11 protein-coding genes and 1 pseudogene are annotated in these 12,367 nt (G+C 34.4%); 9 read left to right on the forward strand and 3 right to left on the reverse strand.

Going from position 1 to position 12,367, the window contains the following annotated elements; translation table 11 throughout:
- Nucleotides 1–157: 157 nt before the first annotated feature.
- The 5 genes and pseudogenes from ACJ5GX_RS01390 (at nucleotide 158) to ACJ5GX_RS01410 (ending at nucleotide 6,916) form a co-directional block, all read left to right on the forward strand.
- Entirely contained in the window at nucleotides 158–289 is a 132-nt protein-coding gene (locus tag ACJ5GX_RS01390) for a hypothetical protein (RefSeq protein ID WP_007302564.1), read from the forward strand.
- A gap of 65 nt (nucleotides 290–354) precedes the next feature.
- Nucleotides 355–3,009, forward strand: a pseudogene (ppdK, locus tag ACJ5GX_RS01395) (pyruvate, phosphate dikinase).
- A 184-nt stretch (nucleotides 3,010–3,193) separates the two neighbouring features.
- Nucleotides 3,194–4,564 (forward strand): IQM protein middle domain-containing protein, encoded by a 1,371-nt coding sequence (locus ACJ5GX_RS01400; RefSeq protein ID WP_019236931.1) that lies wholly within the window; start codon nucleotides 3,194–3,196, stop codon nucleotides 4,562–4,564.
- 257 nt (nucleotides 4,565–4,821) lie between these two features.
- Nucleotides 4,822–5,856 (forward strand): efflux RND transporter periplasmic adaptor subunit, encoded by a 1,035-nt coding sequence (locus ACJ5GX_RS01405; protein WP_230609147.1) that lies wholly within the window; start codon nucleotides 4,822–4,824, stop codon nucleotides 5,854–5,856.
- 148 nt (nucleotides 5,857–6,004) lie between these two features.
- Nucleotides 6,005–6,916 carry a hypothetical protein gene (locus ACJ5GX_RS01410; RefSeq protein ID WP_230609146.1) on the forward strand — a complete coding sequence of 304 codons (912 nt, stop codon included), beginning with the start codon at nucleotides 6,005–6,007 and terminating at the stop codon, nucleotides 6,914–6,916.
- Between the two features lie 57 nt (nucleotides 6,917–6,973).
- Here ACJ5GX_RS01410 and grxD read toward each other — a convergent pair whose 3' ends face one another.
- Nucleotides 6,974–7,291, reverse strand: coding sequence for a Grx4 family monothiol glutaredoxin (gene grxD, locus ACJ5GX_RS01415; RefSeq protein WP_007302570.1), 318 nt, complete (start codon nucleotides 7,289–7,291; stop codon nucleotides 6,974–6,976).
- Between the two features lie 16 nt (nucleotides 7,292–7,307).
- Nucleotides 7,308–7,526, reverse strand: a complete 219-nt coding sequence (locus tag ACJ5GX_RS01420) for a BolA/IbaG family iron-sulfur metabolism protein (protein WP_007302571.1) — start codon at nucleotides 7,524–7,526, stop codon at nucleotides 7,308–7,310.
- Between the two features lie 119 nt (nucleotides 7,527–7,645).
- On the opposite strand from ACJ5GX_RS01420, the gene ACJ5GX_RS01425 reads away from it, so the two are divergent.
- The gene (locus ACJ5GX_RS01425; RefSeq protein WP_019236934.1) at nucleotides 7,646–8,560 is read left to right on the forward strand and encodes a P44/Msp2 family outer membrane protein; all 915 of its coding nucleotides are present in this window, start codon (nucleotides 7,646–7,648) and stop codon (nucleotides 8,558–8,560) included.
- Between the two features lie 10 nt (nucleotides 8,561–8,570).
- On the opposite strand, the gene ACJ5GX_RS01430 is transcribed toward ACJ5GX_RS01425, so the two are convergent.
- A complete protein-coding gene (locus tag ACJ5GX_RS01430; protein ID WP_082241867.1) occupies nucleotides 8,571–9,893 on the reverse strand; it encodes a malic enzyme-like NAD(P)-binding protein in 1,323 nt (440 codons plus the stop codon).
- A 121-nt stretch (nucleotides 9,894–10,014) separates the two neighbouring features.
- On the opposite strand from ACJ5GX_RS01430, the gene pgsA reads away from it, so the two are divergent.
- The 3 genes from pgsA to bamD all read left to right on the forward strand — a co-directional run bounded on the left by pgsA (nucleotide 10,015) and on the right by bamD (nucleotide 12,367).
- The gene (gene pgsA, locus ACJ5GX_RS01435) at nucleotides 10,015–10,557 is read left to right on the forward strand and encodes a CDP-diacylglycerol--glycerol-3-phosphate 3-phosphatidyltransferase (protein WP_495292614.1); all 543 of its coding nucleotides are present in this window, start codon (nucleotides 10,015–10,017) and stop codon (nucleotides 10,555–10,557) included.
- A 99-nt stretch (nucleotides 10,558–10,656) separates the two neighbouring features.
- Entirely contained in the window at nucleotides 10,657–11,613 is a 957-nt protein-coding gene (locus ACJ5GX_RS01440) for a hypothetical protein (RefSeq protein ID WP_007302576.1), read from the forward strand.
- Between the two features lie 67 nt (nucleotides 11,614–11,680).
- Nucleotides 11,681–12,367: an outer membrane protein assembly factor BamD gene (gene bamD, locus ACJ5GX_RS01445; protein WP_019236936.1), complete on the forward strand. Its 687-nt coding sequence runs from the start codon at nucleotides 11,681–11,683 to the stop codon at nucleotides 12,365–12,367.

The raw sequence follows: 12,367 nt of genomic DNA on the forward strand, positions 1-12,367 counted from the left end.
ACTTTCATTCTTATTGGCATATTTTTCCTTTGTCGGCTAAATATCTATTTTATAACAAATTCCATCAGTAACTGCCTGTTCTTTCCTTGAGTGGTGCAACAAAGCCTGCTGGAATCCAGAAGTCTTTACTATAAATAAGCATATTGAGCACAAAATTATGCTAAAACACAACGTTTTTGTTGAGATTATGGACGAACTGGATTCCAGCGTCATGCGCTGGAATGACATCATAGAGGTCATTGAGATGACAGAAAAGAGTACTGGAATGAAAGGAAAAGAGGCTATTTAATTGTGCTGAATTTTACAAAATTTATTACTCCTGCCTGACAAATTTATTAGAATAGTATGTATAGTATGTTTATTAGTGAAAATCCGAAAAAAATGCAAGAAAAGTTAATATATTACTTTAGCCAAAGCAACTGTGAAGGTAATGCAGCAATGAGAAATCTACTAGGAGGGAAGGGAGCAAATCTGGCAGAGATGTGTAACATTGGCATTCCTGTTCCACCTGGTTTTACAATTTCCACTGCTGTTTGTCAGGCCTATTGTCAAGATAATGAATAGTCTTGTGATCTACGTAACGAGATAAAAAACTACATGGCGATGCTCGAAAGTGACATCGGTTGTAAATTCGGGGATTCAAATAATCCTTTATTAGTTTCCATACGCTCTGGTAGTGTGAATTCAATGCCGGGCATGCTCGATACAGTCCTAAATGTTGGCCTAAATGATGCAACCGTTGTTGGGCTTGCAAAAAAAAGTGGCGAACGTTTTGCCTATGATAGCTACTGTCGTTTCATCATGATGTACTCGAGTGTTGTACTACAGCTTGACCATCACTTATTTCAAGACATTGTTGATAGTGAACAGCAAAAAAGTGGAGCAAAAAGCTTAGCTGATCTTAATGTTGATGTTTTAAAGAAAATTGTTAATGATTTTAAAGAGATAGTATGTGAAAAAACTGGAAAGCATTTCCCGCAGAACGTTGAAGAGCAATTGTTAAACTCGGTTAATGCAGTATTTGCCTCTTGGAAAAACGATAGGGCTGTTTCCTATAGAAGAATACATAATATTCCTGAAAACCTTGGAACAGCGGTCAACGTGCAAGCAATGGTTTTTGGTAATTTAAATGATAATTCTGCAACCGGCGTGATATTTACACGTAATCCTTCAACTGGAGAAAAAAAGCTTTTTGGTGAGTTTTTAGTTAATGCTCAGGGTGAGGATGTGGTTTCTGGTGTTTATACTCCTATGCCAATTGACGGGGAGCAAGAAAGTACCATGGAGAAGTTGCTACCAAGTGTCTACCGAGAATTATGCGCGGTATGTGAAAAACTTGAAAGTCATAATAAGGACATGCAGGATATCGAATTTACTGTACAGGACGGTAAGTTATGGATTTTGCAGACTAGGTCTGGCAAGCGCACAGCCGAAGCTGCTATTCGCATAATAGTTGATATGGTAAACGAAGGAGTGATTACAAAAGAGGAAGGAATATTGAGAATTGATCCAAAAACTTTTGACAATTTTTTGCATCCAGTTCTTGATGTTAAAATCGATCAAGAAGTAATAGGCAAAGGACTGCCAGCTTCTCCAGGTGTTGCTTCTGGATATGTAGTATTCAGTGCAAGTGATGCTGAAAAAGCTGCAGAGCAGGGTAAAAAAGTAATTTTGGTAAGATCAGAGACGAGCCCTGAAGATATTAATGGAATGAATGCTGCAAGTGGAATAGTAACAGCGCGAGGAGGTATGACCTCGCATGCCGCTGTTGTAACTCGTGGAATGGGTAAACCATGCATTTGTAGTCTAAATGGACTTTATATTGATAAAGATGAAAAATTTCTTTCTATGGGGGATATAAAAGTAAATAAAGGTGAATCAATCACCATCAATGGAGGAACAGGAGAGGTTATGCTTGGTATTCTTCCTACAATTTTGCCTGAATTATCTCAAGAATTCAAAACGATAATTAACTGGGTAGATGAAATCAAAACAGTGAAGGTGAGAGCGAATGCTGATACTCCAAAAGATGCAAAAATTGCAAAAGAATTCGGTTCAGAAGGTATAGGATTATGTCGCACAGAACATATGTTTTTTGCTAGTGATAGAATCGAATCCATTCAAAAGTTGATAATAGCTGATGATGAAAATGAAAGGACAAATGCATTAAATAAACTCGAAGAAATGCAAAAGTCTGATTTCAAAGAAATATTTTCTATTATGGAGGGCAGGGAGGTTACTATACGTTTACTTGATCCGCCTCTACATGAGTTTTTGCCCCACAATCAATCTATTATAGAGAAAATTGCCAAATCACTGAATAAGTCAGTTGAATCAGTAAAAAATAAAATAGCACAGTTATCAGAAAAAAATCCAATGCTTGGCCATCGAGGTTGTAGACTTGCTATTTCTCATCCTGAAATATATGGCATGCAAATTAGGGCAATACTCAGTGCTGCAAGTGAATTAAGGAAAGAAAAGAAGATAGAAGTGAAACCTGAAATCATGATTCCTTTTATCATGAGTGAGAAAGAGTTTATTCTGATATGCGAGTTAATAAAGAAAGAAGCCGAAAATTTCGATGTGAACTATTCAATTGGAACGATGATAGAACTGCCAAGAGCAGCACTTATTGCTGACAAACTCGCAAAACACGCAGAATTTTTTAGTTTTGGCACTAATGATTTAACACAAACAACTATGGGACTTTCACGAGATGATTCAGTTAATTTCCTCGATTCTTATAAGGAAAGCAACATATTCAAAAACGATCCCTTTGAGGTGCTAGATGTCGAAGGGGTAGGGGAATTAATCAGAATAGCTATCGAAAGGGGCAAAAAAACCAGAAAAGAAATTAAACTTGGTATATGTGGAGAGCATGGAGCGAATCCACAGTCCATAGAGTTTTTCATCAAATCAGGGGTTGATTATGTGTCATGCTCGCCTTATAGAGTACTGGTTGCAAAATTAGTGGCAGCACAGCTTAGCATAAGTTTGTTGGGTAAATAGCGATAACTAACTGTGCGAACATAGATTCGGCTAACAAGTAGCGGAATGATGATTTTTCAAATTGTCGATAAATCTAAGTCAGTTTAGCTATTTTGCTGCTGCTTTTTCTTTTCTTAATATCTTAAGAAAGATTGACTTTTTGTCTAAAATAATATAGGATAAAATAATAGTGAGTGAGGTAAAAATGTCAATATCAAAAGAACGTAAGGAATATTTACTAGAAAAGTTTAAATATGCTGCCAAAGAATTTGGCAAGTCTGGTACAAAGTCCAATCATCTAGCAGTACCAAAGGAACAGCAACTCTCTATTGATTTAGGTAATAGAAAAGTTTTTGGTATCATAAATAAGATTCTGTATTGGATAGAGAATAATTTTACTTATTTTTTTCCACGATATAATTTGTTTCCAGAAGTTGGAGTTGAAGGAAGAAAAATTCCTGGAACTGATACAAGGGTTAAGTATTTTAACTCTGATGAACAATTTGATCAAAGAAAATTTATTGGCGAGCAAGATGGGGAACTTAAGTTATACAACTTAGAGGGCAAATTATATGATACAACTGATAAAATTAGTAAGGGTAAAAAAGGTTGTGTAGCTTATGTTATCACGCTTGATGGAAAATTAGTAACTCATGAACATATTAATGTTAACAAAAGCGAATGGGCTTATCGTCATTCAACTCTTGCAGGCGGTAAGCCGATTTTATGTTCTGGTTTAATGAAAGTGGTAAATGGTAAAATAACTTATATAGACAATAATAGCGGGCATTATAAACCAGAATCAGCAAACTTATACAATGCAGTGAAAAAGTTAGAAGGTCTATTTTCGAAAGATGCGAAAGTTGTTTGCTTACCATATTGGATTAGCTTGAAAAAACAAATTCCGCTTATACGCAAAATTAATCTAGCCAAACGAGAGCCAGTAGAGGAATTCTTGAAAAGGATGGAGAAAAAAGGGAAAGATGGATTGACTCAATATAAAAGACATTTTGAAAAGATAAAGAAATTTAATGAGCAATATGAACAAAAATTGCTTCTTGCAAACTATAAGTCACCTACAAATGAACTGTCCTACAAACCAACTATACATAAAAAACACAGATTGAAATACTCTGAATATATTAACTTACACCTTAATTTTTTGAAAGAGTTTGATGAAAGTCCTGAAGTGCAAAAAATAGCAATAGAACATTCAATAAGAAGGGTTATTGGAGCAAATTATGGCCATAAGCCTACAGTTGCGCTTGCTAAGGCACAGGTAATAGATAAAGATGGAAAGCTGCAAGAAACGGACGAAATAGTAGGTATAAATGTTGCTTTTCACCATGAGAATGATCGTGATGGCTTTGCTAAACTTCTAGATTTTAAAAAGTATAGCTATATTTGCGAACCTCATTTGCAAGATAAAAAAAATAGAGCAGATATGGAAAAATTAATGCCCAATAAACATGCAGTTTTTATGAGTACAGACCAGGCTAATAAATTTATAAAGGGCACTTTACAAATTAAAATTGATAGTGTTGAGCAATTGGGTGTTGGTTTAGTGATGGGCTAAAGCTCTGTTTAAATATATATTTAGTTTTGTTACAATATTCTTATTTTCATCATATAATATGATGGAAATTTTATGCACAACTTTTTTATTTGATTAAAAATTGCATTTTTGCAATAAAAACTTATTTATTGTAAGAAAACTTGCTCATATAAAACTATTTATAGAGTGACAATAGCTGTGTTATACTTACACTTCTGATTCGAAAATTTATGCAGTTATTTCTAACAAGATTGGTCAATAAATTTTACTGTTTAAGGATGAGAAACAAAGTAATCATCGTTTCCGGTATTGCTCTTATTCTACTGTTTTTTATCAACAGTACATTTTTAAAAAAAGATCAGGCGGTTCATAGTGATAATCCAATTAGTAGTTTTTCATTAAAAACTCAGGATTATACTCCACAAAATCGCACTGTATATTTAAATTTTTCTGGTACGGTAAATCCCTTGCATAGGTTCAGCCTTGTCTCAAGAACAAGTGGTCAAGTTATTGCTATTTATTTGTCTGATGGTGAAAAAGTAAAAAGAGGCGATGTAATTTTAAAGATAGAAGATTATGACAGAGTTGAGCAAGTTGAAAAAGCCAAAGCTTTATTAAATCAGCGTGAAATTGAGTATGATTCCTCTCGAAAATTGAATACAAAAGGGTATGGAGCACAGATAAGAGTGGAATCAGCTTTTACTGCATTGCAGAGTGCAAAAGCTGACCTAAAAAGGCTAGAGTTGGATTTAGAAAATACTGCGATTAAATCCCCTATTGATGGTTATGTAGATAAGATCAACGTAAATGAAGGGGATTTTGTTAATCTTGGACATAAGATAACTGACATAGTTAATTTTGATCAGGTTCTTGTGGTGTTATATGTTTCAGAAAATGAAGTAAATAAAATAAAGCTAGGTAGCACAGCGCAAATTAATTTGCTAGACGGAAGGGAATTAGTAGGTGAAGTGAGTTTTATTAGTAAAATTGCTGAGCCTAAAACTGGATCTTATAGAGTGGAGGTAAAGGTAACTGATAATGAGATTATATCTTTGCAAGGACTGACTGCTAGTGTAAGCCTCCCTTCAGGTGAAAGATTTGCATATAAAATTCCTTCTTCGGCCTTAAGCTTAAATGACGATGGTATTCTTGGAATAAAGATTGTTGATGATAATAATTATGTAGTATTTACAGCAATAGAAATTGTTGATTATGAAGACGATGGAGTTTGGGTAGTCGCAAATAATGAAAGTAAGCCTATAAAGTTGATAACATTGGGTCATCTATTTGTTAAGCCTGGTGATAAGGTTTAGCTTTTATATACACTTTTAGTAAAAATCAGATAAAATTCCGTGTTAGCAATAATTATAAAAATACTTACTAATATACTTATCTAAGTATTGACAATTATTAACAAGAAAGCTAGTTGTATAAATGTTTTATAAAAAAAGAGTGTATTATATGCCACGTATTAGTGAAGAAAAGTATAAGCGTTATCGTGAGTTGAATAACCTTGACTTAAATAAAAAGTTAAAAGAAGCTATAAATGAGCTAGATTATAATAAGATAAGGAGTATTATTTTTGACAATGAATTGGAGTCAATTGACGATGAAATATATGGTGCATTATTTTTGAATAAATATCCTAGCTTTCCCAAATTTTTACTTATGCTAGGAGACAGTAGTTCAAGTGATGTAGTTAACTTTTTTATACAACATGTTCCAAGTAAACTTTTGTGTGGAGAAGGCCCTAGAAATAGTTTGGGTAATATTCCATGCATAGAATTTATCTTTAGTTACAGACAAGACGCAATACCTACTCTATTAGAGGCTGTTTCAAAATCAGACAGAGACGATACTATCGTATTTGGAAAAGGTTTAGTTTCTAGTGTAAAGAAGAGAATAGAAAACATTGAGAGTAATGGGAGCCCTTATTATAGAAATGAATCTTGTGCAGCATATTCTTGTTCTGATAATCCACAAGATTACTACGATGCAAAAGAGGCTATTGAAGAATATTGCACACAAAATGTTAATGGTGATTACGAAATCGTTCCAGACTATCTTTTTACTATAAAAGATCAACCTCGAGAGCTAAAGCGATTGTTTATAGATATTGCTGCTGCCATAAGAAGTGATAGTCTTGATAAAGTGCAAAGTGGTCTGAAAGCAATTGAAGCAAGTGTTCCTAAAGCTGATCTGCGCATTATTGATAAAATCAGTACGTCATTAAGTTCTCTAATAAAAAAGGCTAAACAAAATGTAAATATGGCACGCGCTATTAGTGATGTACAGGCAAATATTACTTGGCCTGGTACATTTCTTAAAGAGAATGTCTTATGTACAAATAGTGTACAAAAGTCAAAAAACTAAAGTTTTTAATCAGGCTAGGTGTGAGGCACGCCTATTTTTTTCTTGCTTATTTCCTTACTAAACAATCTGTTTTTCTTTCAATAAACTCTGTAATTCACCTTTTTCATACATCTCGCGGATTATGTCACAGCCACCAATAAACTCTCCCTTTATATATATTTGTGGAATTGTTGGCCAATCAGAAAAACTTTTTATGGACTGACGTATTTCATCATTCTCAAGTACGTTGATGCATTTAAACTTTACATTCAAATTTTTGAGAATTGATACGACGAGCCCAGAGAATCCGCATTGAGGAAAGTCAGAGGTGCCTTTCATATACAGCACTACATCGTTTTCTGCTATGTCTTTTTTTATTTGTTCAAAGTTGTTCATAAATATCACCTTAATTTTAAGCTCCAGTTTCTAGTTGCAATGCATGTATAGATTGACCTTCAAGAGCCTTATATACCATTCTATGTTGTTCTATTTTTGTCCTTCCAGAAAAACACTGGGAAGTTATTTTTAAATGGTAGTGATCATCATCTCCAGCAAGATCCTTAATCTTTATATCGGCACCAGGGAATGACTGTTTGATAATTTTCTCTAATTCATGAACTGCAACAACCATTGATTCACTTTAAATTACAATACTCTTATTCTAAATCTAAAACAACTGAGCGCAATAAAAAATTGCTACATAAAAAATAGAAGTATGTTAGCATAAAAGTGAAATTATGTGAGGTTTATATGGCGAATAAAAGATTTAAATTTACATACCTACTAACTTTGCTCACTTTTTCATTTAGGTGCTTATCTTATGATAGTGAAATAAATAATTTAAAGAATTTTTATATTCAAGCTAACTATTTTGGAGCATTTTTCAATGCAATAGGTTCTCTAAAAGGAAAAGAAGATGCAGGTGAAAATGTAACGGAAGGTGTTTTTAGCTTTAATGAGGAGGAGAGGATTGAGGCTGGATATAGTCCTAAATACGTTCCAGGACTTGCAGGTGGTGCTTCAATAGGATATGTATTCAAAAATATGAGAGTTGATCTTGAAGTTCTATATTCTCAGACTAACTTAGATGATGAAGATTACTCAGATAAAGGAAAAGCAAGATATATTGAACTTCGTCGTAATGATGATGTTTCTGTTGGAACAGAACGTAAATCACCTTGGAGAAGTGGAAAAGTTGATATTGAAATTCAAGAAAAGCCGCCTAATGTTCAAGTAAAGTTCAAAGCTGCATTTAAGATGAAAAATGAAGGTTTTAATAATTTGGCTGGAATGATCAATGTGTATAATGATTTTAACGTCGGAGAAATGCTCTGCATTCCATATTTTGGAGTTGGTGCAGGTGTAACTAAGGTTAAATTTTTAGGAAAAACCAGATATGCTTTGGCTTACCAAGCAAAGCTTGGTGTTAATTATCCACTTACAACAAACACTCAAGCGTTTGCTGGTTTACGCTATTTTGGTATTCTTGGTAACGAATTTAAAGGTATTCTGCCAGTAGCAAAGATACTAGCTGGCGAAAAATATATTCCTGCTGGTAAAAGCAATGAAGTTGATGAAACTGCACGTATGCAATCAACAACTACAACAATTACCAATAGGTTTGGCATATATGGCTTAGAGTTTGGATTGGTTTATCGCTTTTAAATTTATCCAATTACGTATGTGAAGACAATAAATTGAGCGTGCTGAGAGCCTTAGCGAGGCGAGATTTTAATTGACTTGCATACTCATTCCAGTCCTCTATTTCCTTTCTTGCCACACCTGAGGTAACGGCAGCTTTTGCAACAGCAGGAGATACCATAGAAATTAATCTTGGATCAAATGGAGTAGGTATTATATATTCACGTCCATAGCTCATTTTACGACCGCCATAGGCTGCAGATATCTCATTTGGCACTGGCTCACGGGCAAGCTTCGCTATTGCATCTGCAGCTGCAATTTTCATTTCTTCATTTATTGTCGTTGCATGTACATCAAGTGCTCCTCTGAATATATAAGGAAACCCCATTACGTTATTGACTTGGTTGTTATAGTCTGACCTACCAGTTGCAATTATTGCATCTGGCCTTACAGACTTTGCAAACTCAGGCCTTATTTCTGGATCAGGATTAGCAAGAGCAAAAATGATCGGGTCTTTACCCATGCTTTTTAACATCTCTTCGCTGAGCACATCCTTTGCAGAGAGTCCGATGAATACATCAGCGCCTTTTATGGCATCAAGTAGAGAACGTTCTTTAGTGTCAATTGCATATTTTTCCTTCCACTTATTCATGTCCTCTTTTCTGTCTTTGTGTATTACTCCTTGTTTGTCACATAGCACTATGTTCTTAGCGCCCATGGACTTTAGTATTTCCAAACACGCAATACCAGCTGCTCCAGCACCATTCATGATGATCTTGACATTCTCTAATTTCTTTTCAGCAATATCGAGGGCATTTTCTATACCAGCTGCAACAACTACTGCAGTGCCATGTTGATCATCGTGGAACACCGGAATATCCATCAACTCATTTAGACGTTTCTCTATTATAAAACAATCAGGAGATCTTATATCTTCTAGATTTATTCCCCCCCAACTTGGACCAAGATACCTTACTGCATTGATGAAATCTTCTATGTTTTCTGTGTCAACTTCTATATCAATTGCATCAATGTCAGCAAAACGCTTAAATAAAACAGCTTTGCCTTCCATGACGGGTTTTGAAGCAAGAGGACCGATATTGCCAAGTCCCAGCACTGCGGTGCCATTTGAAATGACAGCCACATAATTGCTTTTTGCCGTGTAATCATAAACAGCTTTAGGATTTTTAGCTATTGCAAGGCATGGGGCTGCAACACCAGGGGAATAAGCAAGTGATAGGTCATGCTGTGTGGATAAGGGTTTTGTTGGTATAACTGATACCTTACCAGGTTTACCACTTTTATTATGGTACTTAAGTGCTTCTTGTTTTGTGGTGTTATCTAAATCATTATTCATGCTTTGAGCTTATTGTTAGTAATTTCCTAAGTATATGGGGTTTTTATGAATGTTCAACTATTAGCTTGTGAACTCTATTGTACTTCTGTATAAATTTATCTACTACGTAGGGTGATGTGACATGCTTAAGAAAAACGTGCCTAATTTGCTAACAATTTCTCGTGCGCTCGCAATACCGGCAATAATATCAAGCTTTTATATAGAGAGTAAGTATGCAAGTCTAAGAACAATATTGATCTTTATGTTTGCGTGCATTACAGATTTTTTTGATGGTTATTTAGCGCGTGCATGGAAAGTCCAATCGAATTTTGGCAAATTATTTGATCCAATTGCCGACAAGTTAGTAGTAGCTTCAACAATAATCATGCTAGTTTATAAGCATAAGATAGATGATATTACAATTATACCGTCAGTTATAATTGTTTGTAGGGAGATATTAGTTTCAGGCTTGCGGGAGTTCTTGATAGCTACAAACGTTAGTTTACCTGTGAGTAAGGCTGGGAAAATTAAAACATTTTTGCAGATGGTTGCTATAGTAGCGTTAATAATGAGTGATTATGAAGCAACTAAATATATAGGTGTGGTTTGCTTATGGGCTGCGGCTGTTATGACTATGTGGTCAGGCTATAATTACGTTCTAGCTGGCATCAAACAGATTGACTAAATTGCTTAAGAGTATACAAAGAAAGTTAATAATTTCATAACATTGACTTAGTAATTAAAATCCTATATAATGTATTAGTTCATAAGTTGGTCTGTTCATATGACTAGTATTACAGGCACTAAGTTTTTTTTAAAAAGATCCAAAGGTAAAAAAGGTGCTAAAATGGAAGATTTTTTCTGGGATTTTTGGCCAACAGTTGATGAAGAAGTCAGAAAAGAAAGAGAGGAAGAAAAAAGCAAAAAGCTCGAACAAGAACTATTAACACTAAAAAAAAGAGAGCTACATAGGAAATGTGTATCATTGGTAACAATGGTTCCATTTGCATTATTGATGGCAATTGAGCTCGAAAAAACATGTAGCGATCAGGTATTACTTGGCCTTATAAGCAGCTCATTAGGCCATACTATATTACCTTTCACAGTCTTATCCCTTATTTGCACGCTATATTTAATTTATAATAATAGAAAAATAGCACAAAAAGAACGAGAATTGGAGAATATTGAAAGTGGGAAAACAGTAGAAAAAGAAAAGAGAGACCTTCCTTGTACCGTTGATGATTACTTTAACTATGCTGATGCTGCTTTAGTTACATTAGTTATTGTGGCTAGCATAGTAGGTGAAGCATTGGAGCAAGGAATAATAGGAGACGTAGCTTTTTCAATTTCTAGTCTATTTTACTTTGTAGCGAGTGCTACTTTCTGCTATCGCGAGTACAAGAAAAGTAAAAAATATGAAGTAGAAAAAGAGCAAGACTTTGATGAGAAGTTTGAAAAAAAGACAAGCAATATGTCTTCAGCTAAGTTAATGCTCGCTGGTTCTTCTTTATTACTAATCAGGAAAATAATATTGATTTCTGGAGTAGCATTAGCATCATCTGCTGTTGGGCCTGCTTTAGGTCTGGTAGGTATTGCTCTTTTGATGGTAGGAAGTGGATTGATCACACATTCTTATAGTAGAAAGCTAGAGAACGTAGAAGTGAGTGGAAAGGGTGTTGCAATAGGTGGTGGTGCGAGCAATATAGGTAATGGTGGCCAAGAGACGCTTTTCGTTCGATGATAATGCCAAAAATTTGTTTATTTAGGTAATATTTAGTCTATACTTTATTTTGATCAAAAAAAATCTTATGTATAAGACTTTAATCATATGCTTTTTTCTTCTGACTTGCCCCTTCACGCAGTTATATGCGAATGATCTTGAACACACTGAAACTGAACTATATGAGGAGGCAGTTAAGCTTTATGATCAGAAAAAATATAAGCAAGCTATTAGAGCATTTCAAAAGATAGAGGATTTGTATCCTTTATCTTATTGGGCAATGAAAGCAAAATTATTATCTGGAGTTTCTTACTATAATATGGGTAACTACAGCAGTGCTGCAAGTGATATAGATGATTATATATACGTTTATCCAAATGGTGAAGATTTGCCATATGTATATTACTTAAGAGTATTATCTTATTACATGCAAATTAATAAAGTGCAGCTTGGGCAACAAATTGCATATAAAACTTTAGAGCTAGCTACTGAATATATTAATCTTTTTCCGAATAGCGAATATATAGAAGAGATCAAAGAAAAAGAAAAATTAATCACAGAACATATATCAAAAAAAGAGTATTCTATTGGTGAATTTTACCTAAAGCGTGGTGAATATTTAGCAGCAATTAAGCGTTTTCAAGATATGATAAGCAATAAAGATTCTAAATATTCTTCTAGAGTTATTAGTTATTTAATAACAGCTCACTTAGCTCTTGGCCTTGACTTAGAAGCTGAGCAGTATGAAAATATGTTAGTAGAAGGGGTGAATTAG

This window comes from Wolbachia endosymbiont of Tuta absoluta, assembly GCF_059414725.1.